The following is a 23,832-nucleotide window of genomic DNA, read 5'->3' on the forward strand; positions in this document are numbered from 1 at the left end:
TTATAAATTTGGTTAATCCAGTTGAACTAGATTTTCATATTTCTTCTTTAATGCTTCTTCAACCGCAACTGGTACAAGGTCCGATATATTCCCTTTATATTTTGCAGCTTCCTTCACGATAGATGAACTTAAAAAAGAGTATTGATTATTGGTCATCATAAACAATGTCTCAATGTTATCATTAAGTTTTCGATTCATGGAAGTAATTTGCATTTCGTACTCAAAATCGGATACGGCTCTTAAACCTCTTAGCACGACTTTGGCATTTTTACTAGTTGCATAGTCAATTAATAAACCCTTGAATGAATCAACCTCAACATTAGGTAAATCCTCGGTTACCTTTTTAAGCAGCTCCATTCTTTCTTCAACCGTAAACAAGGGCTGCTTGGAGGAGTTGTTTAAAACAACAACATATACCTTTTCAAAAACACTTGCCCCTCTTTTTATGATATCTAAATGTCCAAGAGTGACAGGGTCAAAGCTTCCTGGGCAAACTGCAATTTTCGGCAAAATAATAACCCCCTTCTACTCCGTTTTTTCCGTATATGTATAAATTGAGATAGCTGTTATTCCGTAATTTTCAAGACGTTTTCGAGTGAGTAGCCCAAAGTTGTCAGGCAATTCTATCTCCGCTGCATGCTCGACAACAATTGTCCCACTATTTTTTACTAAACGATTGGCATCAAGAATCGAGATAAGCGCTTTCAATTTTTGGTTATGATACGGTGGATCTAAGAAAATGAGGTCAAACTCTACCTCTCTCTTAATTAATGCTTTAATCGCTCTTTCAGCATCATTTCGGTAGATTTCAACTTGTTCTGTTAAACGACAGGCTTCTACATTTGCTTTTATTGTTTGGAAGGCCTTTTGATCCACATCAACAAAAATGAATTTTTCCATCCCTCGACTCAAGGCCTCGATACCAAGGCCACCACTTCCACCAAATAAATCAAGACCAATTCCGCCCTCAAAATAAGGGCCAATCATACTAAAAATAGATTCTTTAACTTTATCTGTTGTTGGCCTAGTTGATCGTCCTGGTACAGCCTTAAGAGGATGACCCTTACATATTCCTGAAACGACTCTCATCTATTATCACGATCCTAACATTAGTAACACGCATTTTATTATCAAACAACATTATCCTACCATACTTAGCAATAAAGAAAAACATAACAATTAAATGGTCGTATCATGTATAGCTAAATACCAATTGGTCATACTAAGTTGTAACAACATCTCTTTGCGTGATGTTGTTGCCAACCGCGGAGAAGACTTACGTTTCCCCATAAGTTCTTCCTCCGGTTTCTCCTCTCCCTTTGCCTTCTTACTCTTGAATAAAATCAAGAAATAGAAGGACCCTGCAGTTTAATCGACTGCAGGGATTTTTTATTTTTCTTTTTTTATTTAAAGCAAATAATCTAAAGATTTTAAAAGAAGTGTCTGGTCAGCCTCATAACAAATCCTCCGAGCACACACCCTTCAAGCTCATATATGGTATGATGTATTAGGTTTAGAATGCTATAACATATTGTATGCTCAGAAGCTTAAAGTTACAAAGTTAACATGAGAAAGGACGAAGCATCATGATACAACGATTTATAGAACTTGGAGAAGGATACTCAGATATATACGAATTAGTAGAAATTGCCAAAACAAACAGTCACAGAGTGAAGTACTTTCTTGCTCTACATACAAAAATAAACGATAAAAAAGTTGCATCAATCGCTGTTGTTTTGAACCCAGCCAAAACAGGTAAATTTCAGCCTATCTACATTTGTAGAGAAGGAATCTCCTTGTCAGAAGAGAAACCTAGTCAACGACTTGCCATATTTGAATATGCTAGTGAAGAGGTCAAAAAACCTATTATTAGGTTTGAAATTAAACCCTCCTCAGCATTCTCTGAAAAAGAACTTTATTATCAATATGTAATTGGAATCCTAAGACTTTATCACGTCATTCCACCATTGTCATAGATTGCAAGGCGCTTGGGATGCATGGGATGCAGTGTTGATTTAGTTAATTTATATCTTGGTTTCGTTCCTAGGTCGCCATTCTTTGAATATGGTTTTCCACTCCCTTTATGAAGATTAATTCAATAGGGTGTGGAGAATTAACGAGTATAGCCACATAGAACAAAAGGCGCAAGCGCACCGTTTAGCCCAGGCATAGCAAATGTTCGCGAAGACAATAAGGCGCTTTTTGCCTTTTTGTCTTGAGGTTATTTGACCTCGGGGGGGGGCTAGGCGCTTAAGCCGGATTCAGATGAACTAGCCCATATAAATTCTGATATTACAAAAAAACCTCCTAGTGGAGGGCACTAAGTCAGATTCCTATTTTATAATCATATTCCTTTGCTTTATCTGGTCTCTTGTTTTCAAACTCTGTTTTTAAGAAAGGTTTATAAGATGGTTCCGCAGATTTAACAAATGGAAGTACTTCTAGCTTTTTAATGATCTGTTCAGTTTCGTCTAACGCACAATAAAGCACACAATATTTCAGTCGCTTTGAGACATAATGAATGTTTCCAAAACGGCGAAGATTTTTAATTTGTTTTAAATGGTGTAACCAGACAATTACGCCTTGACGCTTTTCAAACATCATATTTTCCCCTTTTTACAACAATCTTGTCAAAATCTAGTCTAGCAGGAATTGGATTGACAAGCAATAGAATAGGGTGAATAAAGTACATCTTATAGATATACAAAGGAGAACATCTATGGATCTTGAAAAAATCTGGATTGTCTTTCTTAATCAACTAAATCAAGATACAACTTTCATTACTGTCACTAAGCAAATTTATTCGGGAACTCCATTTCTTTATATTGAATGCCCTAAAACGATAGATGTGTCTTTATTAGAGAAAAGTATAAGAGAAGCATCAGCACTCGCGATGAAGGGTAAGCGTTTACACTCAGAAACAATCTTCGTGAGAAAGGAGACGAATGTATATGTATACCGTCACCGATTTTACGTCCCACAGGAAAAAATGTTTTGTTGCGGAAATTTATGTATTAATTGCGTGCGTTTGAAAAAAAAATAACCATAAGCAATTTCTGCTCACGGTTATTTACATCCACAGCTCCCACCTGATCCACAACCGCCACCACTAGAAGTACTACATGACTTTTCAAAGAATGGGTTGCCCGTTGGAACCTTTATATATTGTGAAACTGCATGACCAATCAATACACTTATTTCATCTAAGAGCTCTTGCAATTGCTTCTCCGCTTTCTTAAAGGCAAGAATAGATGGATGCAAGTCTACTTCTCTTTTTAAGTGTCTCGTTTCTAAAGTAATTTCCTTGTAATCGGGATGATACTTACCAAATCGTTGTACTTCTTCAAACCGCTCTTTTATAAAAACAAATCTCTTAATGAGATGTTGTGCCTCTTGATCTTTATTAAGTAAATATAAGCATTCACGATAATAATCTGCCACTTCTGATTGAATAATCATGTCGGCTAAATTTTCCGCATGTTCAATAAGTTCAACTCGTTCTAAAGTTGCCAGCACTAGCGACACCTCCTTCACCCATCATACCATGAAAAAAGAAAACTAGAAAATGAATAATACTTGGCAAAAGAAAAAGAGCCGCATTTAACGATTAACGGGCGGTTTTGAATTACAAAAGTTAAAATAAACACAGAAATAGCATCCATTTTAGCATAGTTTTTTAACCTTAAAAATGATTATCCCTTTAACTCAGAACGACATTCTCCGACACCAATTGTTTTTAAGAAAAGGTCAAATATGTGTCTATTTGGGATTTTTTATAGAAAATCTATTTTCGGAAACTTTGTTGCTTTTTAGAATAGGGGTTGATTGTAACGAGAGGATGCACCATTTCCCGGGGTGGGCGGTGAGCCTCGGTATCTGGTCCTTCTTTAATAAAATTATCTACTTCTTCTTTAGATACTGTAATACCATATTCATCTTTAACAATTTTTTTCCACACTTCATCTTCTTCCATTGCTTATTTAGCTAGGGTTACTACTTGTTCATCAGTTAAATCTGTTTCATAATACAGCTTTTCTTGAGCTAAAGTTCTAATAATCCATTTTTTTAATTGTTCATCTTCCTCAAATTTATTAGCGTCTGCTTCTACTTCATCAAAGACTTTCTTGTAATCATCAAAAGTATAAGTTTCCAAAATCTCTTTTTGCTCTTCATCGCTTTTCATCTTTATTTCTACCTCGGGTATTTGCTTTTGTCTGGCATCCTGTAATTAAAATGATTGCCATCGCACACAAGAAAAACAATTTACAAAATTTCAGCACTACCCTATACTTACTAAAAAAGTGAGGTGTTAGTTTTTTGGCAATTGTTACTGTAGATTTTGATGGAACTCTTTATCAAGGGAACTCTTTTAAAGCGATGTTTGAGATTGGTAAACAAAGATTTACTATGAGCCAATGGCTAGTTGTAGCAGGTGGATTAGTTAAGGCGAGTGCTGTTGGTTTAATAAAAGGAAAAACAAAGTTTCAGCACGACTTTTTCAAAGCGTTTGCAAAGACCTTTAAAGGGCTAACAAACACAGAATTAGAACTTTTTTTCCAGGAACTTGTACAGTTCGGAAAAAAAGATGTTAACCAAGATCTTGTGGTCAAAATTCGAGAGCATAAAAAAAAGGGTGATACAATCATTATATTGTCTGGTGCCCTACACCCATTTTTGAAAGCTTTTACAAGTGATCTTCAACTGGATGTTCATGTAATTAGTACTGAATTATTATTTGATCACAACGGCCTGTGCAGCGGTGAAATTGGTCAGATTGTTAATGGAAATGTAAAGGTGGAAAAATTGCAGGAATGGACCACGCAGCAGGAAATTCTCACAAACTCACCCACAAATGAAATCTGGGCATACGCGGACAGTGAAAGTGATATTCCATTATTGAAGTATGTTACTCACCCAATTGTTGTCAATCCAAAAGAAGACATGATTAAAATAGCAGAACAAAACAAATGGGTCATTTTTGCATCTTAAACGATCACTAACATCAAATATAGATGGATTAATGTCTAAAAGGACCGTAAATTTACGGTCCTTTTTTTATTATTTATATTCTAGTTTACGCCATCTAACAAACGTACTAAATGCTATGATTACAGATATCATAGATATACCGGTAAAAAGATATACGTGATCGTATTCCTTTCCGTAATAAGATTCAATTGTATAATGAAGCAGGACCACATTTAATGCCATCGTTAATAAGATAATCATCCAGCACATTCTTTTACCCATGTCGAATTTTCCTTCCGACTGCATAAACGGTTCCACCTTTAATCTCCAATTCAATTAGAGGCAATTCTCTTTGAGGTGGTCCTGCAACCGGTTGTCCACTATATACATTAAAGTATCCTTTGTGGCATGGACATAATAAAACATCTTCCTCTTTCTCGTAAAAAACAGGACACTGTAAATGAGTACATTTATTATTATAGGCTTTTAACTCCCCGGATACGGTATGAACTAATATAGCAGGTTCTGACTCTGTTGGGTAATTAAAATTTACTGAATTACCTTTTGCAAGTTTTTCTAATTCAATAATTTTAACACGTATAATATCTTCCTCATCATTATCCATCATAGCTTTTATCGAAAAAGGTAGGGTCGCTAAACCAATTGTTATAGAAGCACCTACCGCAGATTTTAAAAAGGAACGACGATTATATTTCAAGTCATCTTCTCGATTTAAATTGTCAATCAGGTTAATCATGTCTTCGTCTTTTTTCTTATTATTTTTACTGACCATTAAGAAAACTCTCTCCTTTCCAATTCGAAGTTATTAATCAGAATAAACTCCAAAAAACTCCGGTACATATTCCCATTTATTTCCTTCCTTTGGTTTCTTTCCTTCGACTAGATTCATTTGAGTGCGTTTTCTTCTTAATGATTGCATTTCATCAAAGTCGATAAATCGAATGGCATCAGAAGGGCAAACAGATGCACACATTGGTGCTATATCATATTTTGTTCGGTCATAGCACATATCGCATTTGTACATTTTATTTTCTTCAAAGTCGAATTTAGGGATACCGAACGGACATCCAAACGTACAGTTACGGCAACCAATACATTTTTCTTCCATTGCAGATAGAACAACGCCTTCTTCTGTAATCTGAATAGCATTGGCAGGACAAACCCTCGCACATGCAGGATCTTTACATTGCATACAAAGCATTGGATAGGTTTGGCGACTTTCCAAAAAATCGACGTGTTCCACGTAATTACGTTCCTTTCCACCATGATCTCCGCATTCACGACAAGCTGCCTGGCACGCCCGACAACCTATGCATCTTTCAAACTCTAAGTACATTATTTTGTTCATAACAGTTCCCCTCCTTCGTTAAATTTTCTCCATTTTAACTGCACAAACCTTAAATTCCGGCATTTTTGAAATTGGATCTAAACAAGGATTTGTTAACTGATTAATAGACAGTTCCTTCCCCCAATGATAAGGAACAAATAAGGTGTCTTTTCTAATTGCTTTCGTCAATAGCACTTCTAATTTCATACTAGAACGCCTCGTTGTTAATTTCACAAAATCTCCATTTGAAAGGTTATATTGACTTGCAAGCTCTGGATGAACTTCGACAAATGGAAGTGGACATTGTTCCATTAAAAAGTCTATCCTCCTTGTTTGTGATCCTGAGAGGTAATGGTAGACAACTCGCCCTGTAGTCAAAATAAGTGGGTATTCCTTGCTTTGAATTTCTCCTGGTTCTTTCCATTTGACAAAGGCTAAGTTGGCTTTACCATCTGGTGTACCGAACTTCTCTTTAAACATTGTTGGAGTTCCCGGGTGATCCTCAGATGGACATGGCCAAAACACACCGTCTTCTTTGTCAATACGGTCCCATGTAATCCCATAATAATCAGCTTTGCCACCTTTTGTTGCAAGCCGAAACTCTTCAAATATTTCTTTCGGATTGTTGTATGGAAATAAGTGACCCTTTCCCATCTTTTCTGCTATAAGCTTTAAAATTTCCCAATCTGGCTTTGACTCCCCAATTGGTTCAACTACCTTTCTAATTCTTATAACACGGCCCTCTAAGTTAGTTGTGGTACCTTCATCTTCTGCCCATGAAGTAGCTGGTAAAACTACGTCAGCAAATTCTGCCGTCTCAGAAAGAAAAAAATCACTTACGACCATAAAATCTAGCTTTCGAAACGCTTCCCAAACATACTCTGTTTTCGGTGCAGAGACAGCTGGGTTACTACAAATAACATGCATGGACTTTATGCTACCTTTATGAATTTCATCAAACATTTCAAATGCGGATACACCTTCTTTAGGCATATCTTTCGGATCGATTCCCCATACGCTTGAAATATATTTTACGGCTTCTGGATCGTTTAGTTTTCGATAGCCAGGCAATGCGTCAGCTTTTTGACCATGCTCACGCCCTCCTTGCCCATTTCCTTGTCCTGTAAAAGTGGCCACGCCTGAAGCGAATTTGCCAATTTGTCCTCTTAAAAGTGCCATCGAAGTATAAAGGGCAACATTATCAACACCTTTGGATTGTTGTTCTACACCCCGTGCAAACATGACGACAGATCTAGACGATTGGCCATAAATATGAGCAGCTTTGATGATCTTCTTCTCATCAACCCCAGTAAGTTCTGATGTATATTTCGGTGTATATTTGCGAACTGACTCGACTAGCTCTTCGTAATTATTACAACGTTTAGAAACGTACTCTTCATCGACATATCCTTCATTTATCAAAAGGTGAAGCATTCCATTTGCTAATGCGGAATCTGTCCCTGGCTTTAAGTCTAAATGAACATCCGCTATACGAGCGGTAGGTACTTCGCGAGGATCTACAACGATAAGCTTTGCCCCTTTGTCCTTCGCTTTCCATATCCATTGAATGCTTGTTGGATGACATTCAGCCGTATTCGTACCAGCCATAAAGAAACAGTCCGAATGTTCAAGTTCAGGCCAAGGTAAAGTAGATCCTCTGTCAATTCCAAGCGTTTTCATGAACCCACCTGCAGCAGAACTCATGCAAAAACGTCCGTTATAATCAATAAACCTCGTACCTAATACTGCTCTTGCATATTTTCCAACTAAATAGCATTTTTCGTTTGTCATAGAAACCCCACCAAAAACAGATAAGGCATCTTTACCATACTCACCTTGTAATCTTTTATAGTTTATTTCTATTAGATTAAGTGCTTCTTCCCAGGTTGCTTCCACAAATTGTCCATTTTTTTTAATTAAAGGAGTTCGTAACCGGTCTTTGTGATCGATTGTTTGATATGCAGTTACCCCCTTAGGACACAACTTTCCCATTGTTACAGGCCAATCATATCTTGGTTCAACCCCAACTACTTTGTTTGTTTTTTCATTAACTCGAATGTGCATACCACATTGCATACCACAGTAACAGCAATGCGTAGTGATTAGCTTCTCTCCAGGTTTATGTAAATTTTTTACACCTTGTTTTACTAAAAATTCACTCATGCTAGGTCACTCCCATCATTTTTTTCCTTTTCTTCTTTTTTCAATTGATAAAATTCATCAGAGCGTTTTTTCCCAAACCCCGATAAATGTATATCATTTAAAGTTTGGATTGGACCATAAGGATTTCCTTTAGGTGCTTCTAAATTCAATTGCTTCATTACTCGAATTCGACGACGACATGCGGTACAGTAATCTGCTAAATACGAACCGTCATCTAGCTTTAAATCAAAATTTTGAGTTTCTAGTATTTCTTTTACGTCAATAATCTGATCGTCACTACTATATTTTGTTCCACATCTTTTACATGCTCTTGTATCAATTTGCATTTGCTCTTGGTAGTTCATTGGAACCGCAGTTGCTAAAGGGCGAACTGGAAAGTGAAATAGTTTACCGAATGGAAAGTAAACCAACAAAAGGACTACGGTCATTTGGTGAATAAGCGTTAAATATTGGTGCATAAAACCATCTAAAAATGCATAAGAAACTGTCAATACTAAGCCAGTAACGGTTACTGCGAGTAATAGCCATAAAGGGAATAAATCGAATTCAGTTCGTTGAGTTACCCTTACATCATGATCCTTCACTCGACGATAAAGAGCCATTGACACTCCTATAAGTACCATAATTGCGGTTATGTTTAACCCGTTATAAATCATTTCAGCTAAAATTCCGTGTGCCGCCATTTTTATTGTAGGTATGTTAAACGCTACAATTTGATAGGTGGTTGGATCAATTAAATCAAAACGTAACCAACCAAACGTTAAACCAAATGTGATTGCGAAGGATCCAATACAACCCCAAGCAATTAAAATATGTTGAACCCCTCTCCAAATTCCTCGGCGAAAGATAAATCTTTGTAAAATAATATTGTCAATTGCAGTGATCAAAATTGAGGATATATTTCTCCTTTTTCGCTCTCGTGTAATTAAGTTTTGCAAACTTCTTTTAATGACTTGATGAGTAGCTGGACGAATTAACCATGAGCACATCCTAACCGTTACACCAATAGCAAAAATAATCGATGAAAGAAAATATCCTAATAAGGCCATATCAAAATGAAGAAAACGATCTGTACTTACCCATGTTGTAACAATTAACAATATGGATACAAAAAAAGCATACATACTAGTTCGTGAATAAAAGGACCTTTGTAATTCCAACTCTAACACTCCTTTAAAAACGGAAGAAAACTCCCTCCACTTGTTGTACTTTCATTCTAAATGTTATTAGTTCTTTTGACTGTGACATCAATCACACTTTTATAAGACAAATTAAAACTATGTGACAGATTAATGAAAATGATCACTTTTCAGAAGAAATGTGAGAAACATCACATAGTTTACATTTCACTTCTTTTAAGATAGAGAGGGATAGATAAGCTGAAAGGATGATTAGATGATTTCGATTTCAAGAAATGTTATTGCAATTGCTAGTGGTAAGGGAGGCGTAGGAAAGTCCACTGTTGCCGCTAATCTCGCTGTTAGTTTAGTCAGGCTAGGAAAAAGTGTTGCCCTCGTTGACCTAGATATTTACGGATTTAGTATTCCAAAAATGTTTTCAATTACCTCGAGACCACGCACAGTAAATGGAAAAATTATTCCCGTTGAAGCTGAAGGTGTGAAAATAATGTCCATGGGGTTTCTAGTAAAAGGAAACGAACCGATTGTCTGGAGAGGGCCCATGTTAGGTAAGATGATTGAACATTTTACTAAGGATGTAATATGGGGAGAATTAGATTATATGATTCTTGATTTACCTCCAGGGACAGGTGATATTGCACTTGACATGCATCACCATCTGCCAGAAATCAAGGAAATAATTGTCACGACTCCTCATCCTACTGCAGCGCATGTTGCAGAACGTGCAGGTGTGATGGCCCAAAAAGCGAATCACGATATTTTAGGAATTGTTGAAAACATGTGCTACTTTACTCCCCCAGAAAGTAACGAAAAGTTTTATATTTTTGGTAACGGCGGAGGCGTTAAACTAGCATCCTTATTAGATACGGATGTAATTGCTCAGCTCCCAATTGAACCTTTGGTTGAAAACGATACTGTAGCTATTTACAGAGAAGGATGTATCTCCTATCAAAAATATATGGAATTTGCACAAAGAGTCGATGTATTACTAAAGAAATAAGGTGATAAGAATGTCCACTCAAAACTTCAATAATCTTCTAGAATCATTTGATAAGTTCCATGAGTTATTACTTCTTGTTCATCACACTTTAAATCTAAAAAAAGGTAGCTTTTTATTTACTGAAGGTATGCCTGCAAAAGAGATCTATGTTATCAAGAGCGGAAAAATACAAGTAAGTAAAGTTACTCCTGATGGTAAAGAATTAACACTGAGGATTTGTAGTGTGAATGAAATTGTTGGGGAATTAACCCTCTTTACAAAGGATCCAAAGTACCTACTAAACGCTAAAGTCATAGAGGATTGTGAAGTTGGGGTGATTAAGAAGGATGTGTTGGAAGAAGAACTTTTCCATAATAATCAGTTATCAATTGAATACATGAAATGGATGAGTGATCATTTCCGTAGAACCCATACTAAGTTTCGAGACTTAGTTATGCTAGGAAAAAAAGGAGCCCTTTATAGCACACTTATTCGAATGACAAATAGTTATGGTATAAAAACTACAAACGGTATACTGATAGATATGTATTTAACCAACCAGATTCTTGCTAACTTTTGCGGTACCACTCGAGAAAGTATAAACCGAATGTTATCTGAACTAAGAAAAAATAACATTCTTACCATTCAAAGTGGCAAAATCACAATCCAAGATTTAGGATACCTAAAAAAAGAAGTTGGTTGTGAGAACTGTGACGCTAAATATTGCACCATTGAATAAAAAATGAGTCGCTAGTTACAACCCCTTAAAACTAATCTTAAAATAGATAACCTCGGAGCCACAAAAGGTACTTCCACCTTTTTTGTTCCGAGGTTTTTTGCATACAGATGTCTACCCCTTCTAGGCTCAAAAGCTAGACTTGTTATAACTTCTCATATTATTTAAATCGGGTTTATAAATTAAAGTATTCATATGCTTAAAAAGAAAATGCTAGTAATCTTTCTCATTCGTTAATTAATAACAACAGTAGTTCCTACAGGAAGTAAGTCAAATATTTCTTCTATAACATCATTATCAAGACGGATGCAACCATTTGTCACATATTTACCTAATGAAGTTGGATCAATCGTGCCATGGATACCATAAGTTCTTCCCGTTGTACCTGGTACATTTAAGCCAAGCCACCTTGTCCCTAATGGATTGCGAGGGTCTCCCCCTGAAATTTTTCCGGGAGTATAGCCTGGATTGCTAATTTTTGTGATGATTTGGTAGGTACCTTTAGGTGTGAATGAATTTTTACCAGTAGCAACAATTGAAGTTTTAATCAATTTACCATTTTGATATATATCTATTTTGTTCTGAGCTAACATGACCTTAACTGTCCATTTAACTTTCGTAGTTTCAGAGATTGATTGTTTTTTGTTTTGATAAGGATTGGTAATTTTGATAACCGCACCCTCTTTTACATTTTCTGTTAATTTATTTGCATCCTTGATTAAGGACAGAAAATCTGAGAATTGATAATATGTACTCATTACACTGTATAACGTTTCTTTTGTCATTACCTTGTGTTGGATCAACCGATGTTCGTGGAACACGTTTAGATTTATTCCGACCTTAATATCTGTTGAAGGATTCCTTATATTATTAACTTGCGCAAGGTAAGTAAGTAGATTCGGTTTACTATAATATGTTCTTACAATTTGATATAGCGTTTCACCTTTATGAACCTTATGACGGGACAAATAAGTTGGATTAGGAATTAATAATACCATTCCAGCCTTGAGCTGTAATTGTGGATTCTTCATTTGATTATAACGAAGAAGGTATTCAACTTCATTTTTATCATAATACAGTTTTGAAATACTATAAATGGTTTCTTGTTTCTTAACAATATGTTCAAGTATAATCATACTTTGATTTCCAGATACAGAATTCATTATACTAATCGTTGATTCCTCTTCTGTTGTAGGTATCTCTATAGCTTTATTTTCCTTCTCTTTAATAGGACTAGATACATTTTTTTCCACGTCCCCAGCTATAACAGTTTGTTCTTCTGCTATTTGTTCTTCAATTATTTGTGACTCGACTTCTGTCTTTATAACCTCTTTACCCTCAATTTTGTCTAAAATTGTTAATGGACTCTGCAATTCCTCAACAGTTTCAGCTTCTGCTTGTAAGGATAATAGATTGGCATTCTTTAAAAGTGTACTATCTGTCAACGGTTTTTTATTGGTAAAGTGGGTTATTAACATGATTCCACAAACAAGACTACTTAAAATCAAAAAAAATATCATTATACTTTTTCTTCTCTTTTTCTTCGCTGTTTCTTTTCTAGATAGATTTGCTACTTTCATTACTCCCCTAGTTCCTCTCTAACAAAAAATGTCGTAATTCCCCGAATCTTCCTCATTTTACAGGAATGTTTGAAAAGCGACTATAGGCGAGAACACTTATTTTGTTACCATCAACTAGTTCTTTAGAAGCGCAATTAAAACCTTCCTCATATCACATTAGTCCTACAATCTGTTCAAGCAACTTTATTTATAATTTTTATAAATTGCTCATATCTTACTTGGAATAAAAAAAATATAATGCATAACCTAAATAGATATCATTAAGCTTAGATGTATAAGATCACTTACCATTCTTCCATATTTTCCATATGGAATATCAGTACCTTTTAACCTTACTTAATATTGAGAAATAAAAATGGCCTTAGCAATATTGCCAAGGCACCGTTTTTGTTAAGGTATCACATTAATAATGTATCATACTGGAATTTTTTTCCTAAATAAATTCATTGAAATTAGACATTGTATAAAAACGTCAAGGTGTTTTCTATGTTTGAATGAAACCATGAATAATAAGAAGGCAAATAATAGATGAAAGAGTAATAAAATAGGTTGATTAGAAAGTTGATTCATATCTGGATTTAACGTTATCAGACCTACAATCCAATTTATTAGGTAAGTAAATATAGTGATTGCACCAAATTTACTAAGCAGGACCACTCCAGAAATAATAAATCCTAGAAAACTTAAATTAAATATGATAACAGTAAGTTTTTCTAATTGAAAACCTGTGGTTTCATTATTCTCGTTTTGTAATGGGTAATCATACTTCCAAATGATTGACATGATGAAAATGGTAAAAAATGTACACGGAATGATTACCCAAAGAAAAACGTCAAACATGTTCATTTATATCACTCTTTTCCATTAATTTATATTCATTCTAAGGAAAAAGACAAAAGTAATCTGTGAGGTAAATCACTATTTACAAGGTTTCACTCTTAAACTCAATATTATATTAGTTAGAGCGAGTCGAACAAGTACGTAATGGTATACATGAATTTGTCACACGTCTGTGACAATTATTACTATAGACTAGGTGTTTTATGTGACTTGCATCACTTCTCCCCTATTCAATGAAGGGTAAACTAAAGGTGTAAAAGTAAAAATTATATGGAGGCGAAGGAAATGGCAGAAGTATTTCATGAACAATCAAATGTAGGTGATATTGTTGCAAAGTTTCCCAAAGCAGGTGATTATTTCAAATCAATCCGAATTGATTTTTGTTGTGGAGGAAATCGTCCATTAATAGAAGCGCTTAATGAACGTGAATTAGAGGCAAGTGTTGTTATCTCTGATTTAAATACATTATATTCGAATGCTCTTAAACGTAATGAGCTTGGGGTTGTTTGGGATCAAGCATCCTTCGAAGACATCATTGAGCTCATTATTCAAAAACATCATCTGTTCTTACAAGAAGAGCTACCTTCACTTAGTCCATATGTAACAAAGGTATTAAGAGTTCATGGGCACCATCAGCCTCATTTAGCTGAGGTACACAAGTTATTCCACCAATTAAAAACTGAGTTAGAGCAACATACCATTAAAGAAGAGACAGAAGTCTTCCCTACTATCCTACAAGCTGAGCAAGATAATATTCTTGAAGCTACGGAAATATTAACTAATAAAATAATGGAATTAGAAGCAGAGCATGATGCAGCAGGTGACATTATGAAAAAATTAAGAGTTATAACTAACGACTTCACTCCTCCTGAAGGAGCTTGCGGCACCTATCAGTTAGTATATCGCAGGTTAGCAGCTATTGAAGACGACTTATTCAATCACGTGCATATTGAGAATAATGTCTTGTTCCCAAAAGCAAGAGAACGTTGGATTAGTTAAGTAAGACTGAAGAATACTCTTAGCAGTTAGTTATGGCAGCTACTCAAGAGATTCAAACTGACACATAAAAAAGGTACAGAGTTAAAATTTTATATTTTATTAAAACAACAAAAAAAGGTGACTACTCTATAATCACCTTTTTTCTTATTGAATTTATCTTCAAACTAAAGTTGCACTTAACTATTTGTTGTTCTTTCATAACTTGAAATTAATCTATCTCTATTTTCTGATTTGTAAATTTTAACCATAAATATTACTGAGACAAGCATTGTAATTGCCACCCACCAAAAACCAAGTGAATAAGAATTGGTTAGTTGTTTAAACATCCCTAATATATTGGGTAGAAAAAAGCCTCCTAAACCTCCTGCCGCTCCTACAAAACCTGTTAACAACCCTACTTCTTTCGGAAAACGAACCGGAATGACTTGGAATAACGCACCATTTGCTGCCCCCAAGAAGATCAAGGTAATAAATAGCATTGCTAATGCAACATATACAGAGGGTAGCATTCCAACTATGGTTAGTGATACAAATGCGCCGCAGAAAAGAAAGATTAATAACTTCATACCCCCGTATTTATCTGCTAACAAACCTCCAATCGGTCGTACAAAGCTACCCGCAAACACGACCAAGGTTACAAAATCACCTGCTGTTACCTTATCTACATCATATTGATCAAAAAAGAAGATAGATAGGAAGCTAGTTAATCCAACAAATCCACCAAAAGAGAGACTATAAAAGAAACTGAATAACCATGGCTCTTTTTGTTTTATTACATTTAAGTAGTCTTTTACCGAAGTAACCTTCACTGCTGTTGGACAATCTTTTGCAAAAATCGCGAAAACGATAAATGCAATGGCTAAAGGAATAAGGGCAAGACCAAATACTATATTCCATCCATATAACTCAGCAAGACGTGGTCCAAATAACATCGCTAAGACAGTCCCACTATTCCCCGCCCCAGCAATACCCATTGCTAATCCCTGATGCTCTTTAGGATACCAACGACTAGCTAATGGTAGTGCTACAGCGAAACTGGCGCCCGCTATACCTAACAAAAATCCTAGGGCATAAATATGTGATAACTCAGAAGCATATAACCATCCCCACAATAGTGGAATCATCGTTAATACCATACCAATCATACCAATACGCTTTCCACCAAATCGATCTGCTAATAAACCCATTGGTATCCGCAGAAGTGCTCCTCCTAACACAGGAATACCTACCATCATTCCTTTCTCAGCAGGACTTAATCCGAGATCTTCTACGATAAAAGTACCTGTTGCACCAAGAATAACCCAAATCATAAAGCTTATATCAAAATATAGAAACGAAGACAATAACGTTGGCGTATGTCCACTTCTCGTAAAATCCCTTAGTCTCATTGAAGACACATCTCCCTTAAAGTTCTAGCAGTTCACTTCCGCATTTTTACGTGCATAGAAATACCAAGTAACTACAAGACTTATAACGTAATAAACTATTAAAATATAAAGTGCCATATTAACGGTTCCAGTTGTGTCAACAGACCACCCAAATACTTTTGGGATAAGGAATGCTCCATACGCTGCAATAGCTGCTGTAAATCCTAATACAGGTCCTGCCTCTTTTTCAGGAAAAATAAATGGAATCATACGGAATGTGGAACCATTCGCAATTCCAGTTGTAGTAAATAGGATCAAGAACATAATTAAGAATCCTGTGAAATTTTGAGCACTTACAAAGTAGATAACTCCAAAAGTTGCGGCAATCATAATAACAATATCCCAAAGAGTTACCAATGCTCCTCCAAATTTATCTGCTAACCATCCTCCCACTGGGCGAATCAAGGCTCCTAACAATGGACCTAGAAAAGCTAGATGAATAACGTTTAACTCAGAAAACTCAGTTTTTAATAATAGCGGGAATGCGGCAGCATAACCAATAAATGAACCAAAACACATCGTATATAACCACGTCATAATCCATGTATGCTTTCTTTTAAAGATCACTGCTTGTGCTTTGAATGACTGCTTGGCAGAAGGCATATTATCCATTCCAAAGATAGCAGCAATTACTACAACAACTATAGGGATTACCCATATGAATGCTGCATTCTGAATCCAGACAGTAGACCCATTAGCTATTACTTGATTTGCTCCACCAATAGCTCCAAAAGCTCCTACAGTGATAATAATAGGTGTTAAAAATTGAACTGCACTTACTCCTAGGTTCCCAATACCAGCATTTATACCAAGTGCTGCACCTTTAGCTTTTTTGGGGTAGAAAAAGTTAATGTTCGCCATGGAAGACGAAAAGTTACCTCCCCCAAAACCACAAAGGGCTGCTAATGTTGCCATAGTTAGAAAAGATGTTTCTGGATTTTGAACAGCAATCCCAATTCCGATAGCGGGAATTAATAGCGAGGCAGTCGAAATAACTGTCCAGTTCTTTCCACCAAATATTCCTGGCATAAAAGTATAAAAAATTCTCAAGGTAGCTCCTGTTAATCCTGGCAAAGCAGCTAGTGTAAATAACTCATTTGTAGTAAAGGTAAATCCTACATCATTTAAACGAACTGCTACTACTGACCAGATTTGCCATACAGCAAATGCTAAAAACAGTGCAGGTACAGAAATGGATAGATTTCTTCTTGCATGTTTTTTCCCTTCCCTTTCCCAAAATTCTTCCTGTTCAGGATTCCAATTGTTTCCGATCCTTGCCATCGTAAATTCCTCCTTAAACTACTCACCTATTTGCTGAACTTCGTCTTTCTGTCATCAATTGTTTGTTGATACTTTTATCTTAAGAAAAACGAAGCTTTTTAGATGTGATGTTTTTCACAGTTTATAAAGAATTCATAAAGTGTTCATACTTAAATCAAAAACTAAAAAAGCTATGGTGATAGTGATGTAGGTCACAGTAATCTTTCATTCTTCTCCGTATAATTATGAAAAGTAATGATTTCTGAAAGATGGTGTTAAAATGTTTACAGTTACAGTTCACTCTTTTACTGAAAATCCACATAAAATATTGCATAATTTAAAATGGAAAGAAGCAAACGGTATCTTCTTCCAATCAATAGACTCTAATAAGAAACTAATTACAATAAAAGTAGACTTCGATAGGGTCAAAGGAACTTTTGCAAACAATTTAACATTTAAAGAGTATATGGTTATAAACAGGTTGTTGACTGAGCTAGTCATTCATCTTAACGGTAAGATAAATGATAGCAACAGCCAACTTGGATATTTACTTGATCAAAGACCCGTTTGTATTGTGACCAATTTTAAAAAGTGGGAAAAATTTATTCTGACCGCAAAGCTAAGGTCACTTAGGGGACAAAAGGTAATGGTAGTAAATGAAAAAGAAGAATTTGTAGAGCAAGGTTTACTCGTAGATTATGTACAAAAAGAGGACTCTCCTATTTTAGAAATCTCTTCCTGTACTGTTATTTCCATTTTTGGAGAAAGAAAAATCACTGGCAATAATCTGAAAATAGAGGCAGTAGTTGAGTAAGAGTATAATTTCTTCCCATAAAAAACACCTCCATTAATTAGTAACGGGTTCGGTTTTGAAGTACAAAAGTTAAAATAGACACAGAAATAGCATCCATTTTAGCATAGTTTTTTAACCTTAAATAACAGTATTATTAACAGTAAAGAAGGCATTGATATTATCAATGCCTTCTTTGAATATGACTTCTATTAATTTAGTTGTTTTTTTACTTCTTCATACTTTTCAACCTGTTTATTATTACCTGTAATATCATATTTCTTTTCTAATTCTGGTTTTAGTTTTATCCAAATAGCATTCTTCTCATAAATATCAGAATCGAAATTGTGATTTAGTTCTTCCAAAGATAATCCTAAGGCCTCTGCAAATACTAGGTGTTGCGGTAAATCATTGATATCTGGTCCTTCTTTAATAAAATTATCTACTTCTTCTTTAGATACAGTAATACCATTTCATCTTTAGCTATTTTTTTCCACACTTCATCTTCTTCCATTGCTTATTTAGATAGGGTTACTACTTGTTCATCAGTTAAATATGTTTCATAATACAGCTTTTCTTGAGCTAAAGTTCTAATAATCCATTTTTTAAATTGTTCATCTTCCTCAAATTTATCAGCGTCTGCTACTACTTCATCAAAAACTTTCTTTTAATCATCAAATGTATAAGAATCCAAAATTACTTTTTGCTCTTCTTCGCTTTTCATCTTTATTTCTACCTCGGTATATGCTTTAGAGGTGTAACAACCTAATATAGCTTCTCTTCCCGAACCCATCGGTTCAGGATTGCATTTGATAGATTTATGATTGGAAACTCCTGAAATTTTATAACGTGTTGGTTTGCCTTACGCATCAAACTTGGTTTGAGATAGCCCAGATATTTACAATCGGACTGGCACAATGATTATATTGAATTTGATTTACAATACCGTTCCAAGTGAATTCATTTGGTTTAAAAAATAAATCTTTATATTTGGTTCCAAACTGTTTTGGAGTAAGATGGTCATAATCTTTCATCCTTTCTCCAATTTCGTTCATAGAAAGTGGAGAGTGAACATCAACTAAGTTATCCTCTTTGGAAGACAACCGTTTTAATTAAGCCAATCTTGTCTTCACCTACCAATTCTTCAATTTCCAACTGTTTTATCATTCTTCGATTGTCTCTTATTTTCAATCCACTTAATGAAATCTTTATCTTCTAGTAGGTTTAAAAGAAATTCGTTAACCACATCATTCTCGTTATATTCGGTGTATTCTGCATAGCTTTTCACGAGACTTCTTACACGTTCCGAAACCCACCAATTGACGTTTTCTGCGTTACGCATAAAACATTGATATATCAATAAAAAAGGAGACACCAATTCATTTGCGAATTGTGTCTCTAAATAGGTTGCTTTTTCACTTTTTGTACTCGAAAACCCGAACCCGTTATTTAACGCTTCGGGCTCTTTTTTAAACAAGTAAATAGTTGAACAATCATTAAGGTATGATAACCGACATTTCTTGAGCAATACCATAGCTAGTCGCATCATTATGAACAAGTTCAACTTTCAAATTATGTTTACCAGTTGGAAGTCCTTTTACAATAAAGGCAGCTTGATGGATTTCATCCACTTGTTTTCCATTTAGAAACAACTTTAAATATCCTTCGCCATCTACATTTATCTTTTTGTTTGAAGAGGTGAAGGTAAAGCTTGGTACAATAACTTCTACATAAACATCATTACCTTTTACATGATGGCGAACAGTGACATTGTTTTCATTAATAGAAGCACTAGCGACAATAGATTCATCTATTGGGTAGGTCAAATACATTGGCATGACCGATGCTTCTGGAGGTTTAGGGTCATCTGTGCCACATGCTGTTACAGCTAACAGGCATGCTAAACTAATTACAAATTTCATCAAAAGCTCACTCCTTTTTACCTATTGTTTGCAAAAAAGGAGTATTCTACACGCAGGAAAATTAAAGCGAATTCTCTAATTCGAATTCGCTTTAATCGTTTTCTCTCATAGCTTGAAACATACTAATCATCATGGAAGCCATTTGAAGATTCTCTGAGAAACTAGCCACTTTATGTGGGATGGTCCGTTTGAAATATTCCTTTGAATATAAATCAATCTCACTAATGAATGTTGGCTCTCTTGTCAGCTTTCTGTACCAGTAGGGTTGTTCACGTAAATACTTCTTGTATTCTTCCTTTGAACGGATAATTGTCATGATTTCAGGTCTCATAAGTCGGGCACCTTAATCCTTATTGAAAAAGAATGGCTGGTTATTTTGTTTCGTACTTGATGTTTGTTTTTCGGTTCCTTTAAATTGACCAATTAGTTGTTGTATATTTGTGATTGCTTCACCAAATGAAGACATATGCTGCTGAACTTGATTCAAATCCATTCCTTTCACCGCAGAAAAGATTGTAGACATAAAATCACTTTTTTCTTTTTTTTCTTCTTTGAGTTCATTTCCATCTTTATATGGCTTCCAAATTCCATCGTCTTCCCCAAGTAAATACCAGTCTTCATAGAGCTCTTGCCATGATTTCTTCTCTAATCTAACTTCATTGATAAGCTTTGGATGATTTTTGACAAATTCTTTGAACTTTTCAATTGAAGGATGTAATGTCTTTTTACTCATCTACTATTCACCTCTGTATATTGCTGAACTATGCAAGTGCCTACTATATTGTAGGATAGAAATGCAAAGAAGGTTCGCCCATTTTGATGGAACTACAAGGTGGTTATGATAAAATAATGTTAGTAGGAAATTTAGTTAGAAGGAGTACAGATCTATGGACAACACAAAAGCATTGATTCAAAACCAGCTTCAAACTTTTTTACAAGATGCAAATTCGGAAGAGGAACAAGCTCTTACATTTATTTTAGATGGATTGCTTCGAAAGCAACAAGGGGAAAATGGATCGTATTTGGGTGGATTATTAAAAGCAACAAGCCTGTATGATGAGTCTGAGCAAAGATTCGAAATGACCATTCCCAATAGTATAATCATTCAAAATGCTCTTCGTATAGTTCACGGTGGCATCACTGCAACTCTTCTTGATTCAGCAATGGGTACATTAGTTCATCGATTACTTCCAAGTGATGTGGCTGCAGTAACCACTGAAATGAAAATCAACTATGTGGCACCTGGAGTTGGTAGTGAACTCAAGTGTGTGGCCACTATAATCCATAAGGGATCAAGAACGGTGGTATGTGAAGGAAAGGTTTTCCGTGATGATGGAAAATTAATGGCTCATTCAACAGCTAGCTTCTTTATTATTCCAAGAAAGATCAAGTAAGAATGGTTGCTGCCATCGTTATTCCCATTATCTTCTTTTACTTTTTTTATGTCACGATAGTAGAAAGAAAAAGGAGATATAGTGAGTGGCTAAACTTAGGAAATTGTAAAGAAGAGTCCTATATACAGGGAAAAGTCGTTCAATCTATAACGAAATCGGAGAAATTTGTTGGGAGTCACTTCGTTTCTGTTACTACCTTGCTCATCCAAACACATCTAAAAACGGTAAAAGTAGTTAGGCGAACCCCTATCACCCTATCCTCTCTTCCTGATCCAATTGAAGAATCCACTCAGATTATATGCTATGGGTATTGGGATCAAGGTTTGTTTACTTTTAATCGATATATTATAGTTGAAACAAAAAACTAACGAGAAGCTAATCACTTCTTGTTAGTTTTAAGTTCCCAAGTACTGATGAAGTTTTGAGTAAAGTATTTTTCATATACACCAACTCCAAGATGGGTAAACTCCCTGTTTAATAATGTATCACGATGTCCTTGACTGTTTAACCAGCCTTCAACTGCAGCTATGCCATCCACATATTTTGCAGCGATATTTTCTCCAGCTAGTTGATATTTGATATTACCCACTTCCAACCGATCAGACAAACCACCGTTGGTTGGAGAATGATGTGAAAAAAAATTATTTTCTTTCATATCTTTACTGTGAAGGAGGGCAACGTTTGATGTTTCGTTATGCCAAATGACATCCTTTAGCTTATGTCGTTTTCTAATTATATTGGTTATATCGAGAATTTGTTGAGAGCTCCCCTTTTCAACGGCAAGCCAATCACCTTTTGTGAGTTCCCGTGGAGATACTAATTCACCCCTGTAAACAAGTTCATAAGGACGCTGTTTGACTAAGGTAGCTGAATCTAAGAACCTTACGCTAGAAAGCCTGTTTGTAAATTGATCCACATATAATTGTGCCCAAACGTCACCAAACTGAAATAATGGTCGGACATGCTGCTCTTCTTCAGATAACTCAAATCGATAGGAGTTATCTTCTACTTCTAGCGTGTATGTTGCTAAAACCGGAAATTTATTCACTATATCTTCAAATGGCTGATTAATAATAAATGGATCAATATTTATTCCATCTCCAATAGCATATATCGTGACCACCTTATTATCCAAAACCCCAACTTGGATATAGCTAGTTTCATTTTGTTTATAGATCCACCAAACATAGTCATAAGAAGATGGGTCGATTCGTTGTGGCTTCCCCCACAATCCTATAATCTCATCTCCAGAAACACCAATTAATGTGTGAAGTCCTTCGTAAGTTGTTGTCGCTATTTTTTCAGGCTTCCCACTCGTTTCAACTGCCCTCAAAGTAGCATCTTCCATTAGTTGATCCATTACAATTTTCTTCTGCTCTCCTTCAGAACCTTTACTAGATTTAAATTGTGAATAAAATGAGAAAAAAGATACAATTAATAGGACAGATAGAATGAAGCTAATCTTTTTCAATCGTCATCCCTCCAGACAAAACTATTTCTACCATTATATTAATGAGGTTGGAGAATATTCATAAAAAACAAGAATGAAAGCGTTTTACTATTTTTTTTTACTAGTTTTGTTTTTAACTTCTTCATATATCAATCAGTGACAAAAACATTCAGATGAATATAATAGTTTCACGAACAAAAGGAGCAAGTGCCGTTTTGCCTCAGGCATAGCCAATGTTCTAAAAGAATTAAAAGGTTGGTTTTCCCTTTTCTTTTTATCAGGTTATTTGACCTCGAGGGGCAGGGAGCTGGAGCTGGTTTCAGATGCACTAGCCCATATAAATTCTGATAGTACAAAAAAACACCCATATGGGTGCTTTTCATTAATGCTTTCGTTGACTGTCTTCTGAAATTTCAGATAAGGCATGTCCTGCACTTTCATCAGACATTTGATTGGTGGCTAAGTCTCCTAATGATACAATTCCAACAAGTTGACCTTCCTCCACAACAGGAAGTCTTCTGATTTGCTTCTCAGACATCAATCTTGATGCTTCCTGAAGGGTCGTGTCAGGAGGAACACTTATTAAATCCTTACTCATAACACCTGTTACTTGATAGGACCCAGAATGCTTTTCTGCATATCCTCTTACGACTAGATCACGATCGGTAATCATTCCAATAAGCTTATCGTCTTCACAAATCGGAATGGCACCGACATCCAAATCCTTCATTTTTACTGCGACTTCATAAACATTGTCAAGCGGAGTACAATATTCTACATTAGTTGTCATTACATCACGTACCGTTTGCATATTTACCCCCTAGAATATCGTTTAAA

At 35.4% G+C, this 23,832-nt stretch carries 31 protein-coding genes; 9 read left to right on the top strand and 22 right to left on the bottom strand.

All coding sequences use genetic code 11. The features are described from left to right. Positions 1-12: 12 nt before the first annotated feature. Positions 13-510, bottom strand: a complete 498-nt coding sequence (gene coaD, locus ACOI1C_RS01955; protein WP_422507435.1) for a pantetheine-phosphate adenylyltransferase — start codon at positions 508-510, stop codon at positions 13-15. A 15-nt stretch (positions 511-525) separates the two neighbouring features. Next, positions 526-1,089: a 16S rRNA (guanine(966)-N(2))-methyltransferase RsmD gene (gene rsmD, locus ACOI1C_RS01960; protein WP_422507436.1), complete on the bottom strand. Its 564-nt coding sequence runs from the start codon at positions 1,087-1,089 to the stop codon at positions 526-528. A 497-nt stretch (positions 1,090-1,586) separates the two neighbouring features. On the opposite strand from rsmD, the gene ACOI1C_RS01965 reads away from it, so the two are divergent. Then, positions 1,587-1,976, top strand: a complete 390-nt coding sequence (locus tag ACOI1C_RS01965) for a DUF7147 family protein (protein WP_422507438.1) — start codon at positions 1,587-1,589, stop codon at positions 1,974-1,976. Between the two features lie 349 nt (positions 1,977-2,325). Here ACOI1C_RS01965 and ACOI1C_RS01970 read toward each other — a convergent pair whose 3' ends face one another. After that, on the bottom strand, positions 2,326-2,601 hold the full coding sequence (locus tag ACOI1C_RS01970) for a YlbG family protein (protein WP_422507440.1): 276 nt from the start codon (positions 2,599-2,601) through the stop codon (positions 2,326-2,328). Positions 2,602-2,719: 118 nt separating this feature from the next. Here ACOI1C_RS01970 and ACOI1C_RS01975 point away from each other — a divergent pair, with 118 nt between their 5' ends. After that, positions 2,720-3,043, top strand: coding sequence for a hypothetical protein (locus tag ACOI1C_RS01975; RefSeq protein ID WP_422507442.1), 324 nt, complete (start codon positions 2,720-2,722; stop codon positions 3,041-3,043). Between the two features lie 23 nt (positions 3,044-3,066). Here ACOI1C_RS01975 and ACOI1C_RS01980 read toward each other — a convergent pair whose 3' ends face one another. From ACOI1C_RS01980 to ACOI1C_RS01990, 3 genes are all read right to left on the bottom strand, one after another. Further along, on the bottom strand, positions 3,067-3,516 hold the full coding sequence (locus tag ACOI1C_RS01980) for a YlbF family regulator (protein ID WP_422507444.1): 450 nt from the start codon (positions 3,514-3,516) through the stop codon (positions 3,067-3,069). A gap of 268 nt (positions 3,517-3,784) precedes the next feature. Beyond that, on the bottom strand, positions 3,785-3,973 hold the full coding sequence (locus ACOI1C_RS01985; protein ID WP_422507446.1) for a hypothetical protein: 189 nt from the start codon (positions 3,971-3,973) through the stop codon (positions 3,785-3,787). A 3-nt stretch (positions 3,974-3,976) separates the two neighbouring features. Continuing rightward, positions 3,977-4,183: a hypothetical protein gene (locus tag ACOI1C_RS01990; protein WP_422507448.1), complete on the bottom strand. Its 207-nt coding sequence runs from the start codon at positions 4,181-4,183 to the stop codon at positions 3,977-3,979. 134 nt (positions 4,184-4,317) lie between these two features. On the opposite strand from ACOI1C_RS01990, the gene ACOI1C_RS01995 reads away from it, so the two are divergent. After that, positions 4,318-4,989, top strand: coding sequence for an HAD family hydrolase (locus ACOI1C_RS01995; protein ID WP_422507450.1), 672 nt, complete (start codon positions 4,318-4,320; stop codon positions 4,987-4,989). A 69-nt stretch (positions 4,990-5,058) separates the two neighbouring features. Here the strand turns inward: ACOI1C_RS01995 and ACOI1C_RS02000 are convergent, their stop codons facing one another. From ACOI1C_RS02000 to ACOI1C_RS02020, 5 genes are read right to left on the bottom strand one after another with little or no spacing between them, the layout of a single operon-like run. Then, the gene (locus ACOI1C_RS02000; RefSeq protein ID WP_422507452.1) at positions 5,059-5,250 is read right to left on the bottom strand and encodes a hypothetical protein; all 192 of its coding nucleotides are present in this window, start codon (positions 5,248-5,250) and stop codon (positions 5,059-5,061) included. After that, complete coding sequence (locus ACOI1C_RS02005) at positions 5,243-5,761, bottom strand: Rieske 2Fe-2S domain-containing protein (protein ID WP_422507453.1); 519 nt, start codon at positions 5,759-5,761, stop codon at positions 5,243-5,245. The genes ACOI1C_RS02000 and ACOI1C_RS02005 overlap by 8 nt, the downstream gene beginning before the upstream one ends. 33 nt (positions 5,762-5,794) lie before the next feature. Continuing rightward, positions 5,795-6,337 carry a 4Fe-4S dicluster domain-containing protein gene (locus ACOI1C_RS02010; RefSeq protein ID WP_422507455.1) on the bottom strand — a complete coding sequence of 181 codons (543 nt, stop codon included), beginning with the start codon at positions 6,335-6,337 and terminating at the stop codon, positions 5,795-5,797. Between the two features lie 18 nt (positions 6,338-6,355). Beyond that, entirely contained in the window at positions 6,356-8,479 is a 2,124-nt protein-coding gene (fdhF, locus tag ACOI1C_RS02015; protein WP_422507457.1) for a formate dehydrogenase subunit alpha, read from the bottom strand. Continuing rightward, the gene (locus ACOI1C_RS02020; protein ID WP_422507459.1) at positions 8,476-9,639 is read right to left on the bottom strand and encodes a respiratory nitrate reductase subunit gamma; all 1,164 of its coding nucleotides are present in this window, start codon (positions 9,637-9,639) and stop codon (positions 8,476-8,478) included. Before ACOI1C_RS02020 ends, fdhF begins: the two co-directional genes overlap by 4 nt. 235 nt (positions 9,640-9,874) lie before the next feature. Between ACOI1C_RS02020 and ACOI1C_RS02025 the strand changes: the two genes are divergently transcribed. Continuing rightward, positions 9,875-10,618 carry an Mrp/NBP35 family ATP-binding protein gene (locus ACOI1C_RS02025; protein ID WP_422507461.1) on the top strand — a complete coding sequence of 248 codons (744 nt, stop codon included), beginning with the start codon at positions 9,875-9,877 and terminating at the stop codon, positions 10,616-10,618. Between the two features lie 10 nt (positions 10,619-10,628). Next, positions 10,629-11,336, top strand: coding sequence for a Crp/Fnr family transcriptional regulator (locus tag ACOI1C_RS02030; protein WP_422507463.1), 708 nt, complete (start codon positions 10,629-10,631; stop codon positions 11,334-11,336). A 230-nt stretch (positions 11,337-11,566) separates the two neighbouring features. Here the strand turns inward: ACOI1C_RS02030 and ACOI1C_RS02035 are convergent, their stop codons facing one another. Together ACOI1C_RS02035 and ACOI1C_RS02040 are read right to left on the bottom strand one after the other, a co-directional pair. Next, positions 11,567-12,913 (bottom strand): L,D-transpeptidase family protein, encoded by a 1,347-nt coding sequence (locus tag ACOI1C_RS02035; protein ID WP_422507465.1) that lies wholly within the window; start codon positions 12,911-12,913, stop codon positions 11,567-11,569. A 414-nt stretch (positions 12,914-13,327) separates the two neighbouring features. After that, a complete protein-coding gene (locus ACOI1C_RS02040; RefSeq protein ID WP_422507467.1) occupies positions 13,328-13,759 on the bottom strand; it encodes a hypothetical protein in 432 nt (143 codons plus the stop codon). Positions 13,760-14,038: 279 nt separating this feature from the next. Between ACOI1C_RS02040 and ric the strand changes: the two genes are divergently transcribed. Further along, positions 14,039-14,752 (top strand): iron-sulfur cluster repair di-iron protein, encoded by a 714-nt coding sequence (gene ric, locus ACOI1C_RS02045; protein ID WP_422507469.1) that lies wholly within the window; start codon positions 14,039-14,041, stop codon positions 14,750-14,752. A 176-nt stretch (positions 14,753-14,928) separates the two neighbouring features. Here the strand turns inward: ric and ACOI1C_RS02050 are convergent, their stop codons facing one another. Both ACOI1C_RS02050 and ACOI1C_RS02055 read right to left on the bottom strand, forming a co-directional pair. Next, positions 14,929-16,140, bottom strand: coding sequence for a nitrate/nitrite transporter (locus ACOI1C_RS02050; protein ID WP_422507471.1), 1,212 nt, complete (start codon positions 16,138-16,140; stop codon positions 14,929-14,931). Positions 16,141-16,164: 24 nt separating this feature from the next. Then, a complete protein-coding gene (locus ACOI1C_RS02055; RefSeq protein ID WP_422507473.1) occupies positions 16,165-17,460 on the bottom strand; it encodes an MFS transporter in 1,296 nt (431 codons plus the stop codon). Positions 17,461-17,719: 259 nt separating this feature from the next. Between ACOI1C_RS02055 and ACOI1C_RS02060 the strand changes: the two genes are divergently transcribed. Beyond that, positions 17,720-18,253: a hypothetical protein gene (locus ACOI1C_RS02060; RefSeq protein WP_422507475.1), complete on the top strand. Its 534-nt coding sequence runs from the start codon at positions 17,720-17,722 to the stop codon at positions 18,251-18,253. Positions 18,254-18,441: 188 nt separating this feature from the next. Here the strand turns inward: ACOI1C_RS02060 and ACOI1C_RS02065 are convergent, their stop codons facing one another. From ACOI1C_RS02065 to ACOI1C_RS02085, 5 genes are all read right to left on the bottom strand, one after another. Continuing rightward, positions 18,442-18,594 carry a hypothetical protein gene (locus tag ACOI1C_RS02065; RefSeq protein WP_422507477.1) on the bottom strand — a complete coding sequence of 51 codons (153 nt, stop codon included), beginning with the start codon at positions 18,592-18,594 and terminating at the stop codon, positions 18,442-18,444. A 779-nt stretch (positions 18,595-19,373) separates the two neighbouring features. Continuing rightward, entirely contained in the window at positions 19,374-19,589 is a 216-nt protein-coding gene (locus ACOI1C_RS02070; RefSeq protein WP_422507479.1) for a hypothetical protein, read from the bottom strand. A 136-nt stretch (positions 19,590-19,725) separates the two neighbouring features. Then, positions 19,726-20,151 (bottom strand): hypothetical protein, encoded by a 426-nt coding sequence (locus ACOI1C_RS02075; protein WP_422507481.1) that lies wholly within the window; start codon positions 20,149-20,151, stop codon positions 19,726-19,728. 91 nt (positions 20,152-20,242) lie between these two features. Further along, the gene (locus tag ACOI1C_RS02080) at positions 20,243-20,482 is read right to left on the bottom strand and encodes a YlbE-like family protein (RefSeq protein WP_422507483.1); all 240 of its coding nucleotides are present in this window, start codon (positions 20,480-20,482) and stop codon (positions 20,243-20,245) included. Positions 20,483-20,494: 12 nt separating this feature from the next. After that, positions 20,495-20,884: a YlbD family protein gene (locus ACOI1C_RS02085; RefSeq protein WP_422507485.1), complete on the bottom strand. Its 390-nt coding sequence runs from the start codon at positions 20,882-20,884 to the stop codon at positions 20,495-20,497. A 154-nt stretch (positions 20,885-21,038) separates the two neighbouring features. Here ACOI1C_RS02085 and ACOI1C_RS02090 point away from each other — a divergent pair, with 154 nt between their 5' ends. Both ACOI1C_RS02090 and ACOI1C_RS02095 read left to right on the top strand, forming a co-directional pair. Beyond that, entirely contained in the window at positions 21,039-21,545 is a 507-nt protein-coding gene (locus ACOI1C_RS02090; RefSeq protein ID WP_422507487.1) for a PaaI family thioesterase, read from the top strand. A gap of 2 nt (positions 21,546-21,547) precedes the next feature. Continuing rightward, complete coding sequence (locus ACOI1C_RS02095; RefSeq protein WP_422507489.1) at positions 21,548-21,913, top strand: hypothetical protein; 366 nt, start codon at positions 21,548-21,550, stop codon at positions 21,911-21,913. Between the two features lie 11 nt (positions 21,914-21,924). Here ACOI1C_RS02095 and ACOI1C_RS02100 read toward each other — a convergent pair whose 3' ends face one another. Both ACOI1C_RS02100 and ACOI1C_RS02105 read right to left on the bottom strand, forming a co-directional pair. Beyond that, a complete protein-coding gene (locus ACOI1C_RS02100; RefSeq protein ID WP_422507491.1) occupies positions 21,925-23,016 on the bottom strand; it encodes a CAP domain-containing protein in 1,092 nt (363 codons plus the stop codon). A gap of 361 nt (positions 23,017-23,377) precedes the next feature. Next, entirely contained in the window at positions 23,378-23,806 is a 429-nt protein-coding gene (locus tag ACOI1C_RS02105; protein ID WP_422507493.1) for a CBS domain-containing protein, read from the bottom strand. Between the last annotated feature and the right edge of the window lie 26 nt (positions 23,807-23,832).

The sequence above is a fragment of the Bacillus sp. DJP31 genome (assembly GCF_049310945.1).
Lineage (GTDB): Bacteria > Bacillota > Bacilli > Bacillales > SA4 > Bacillus_BS.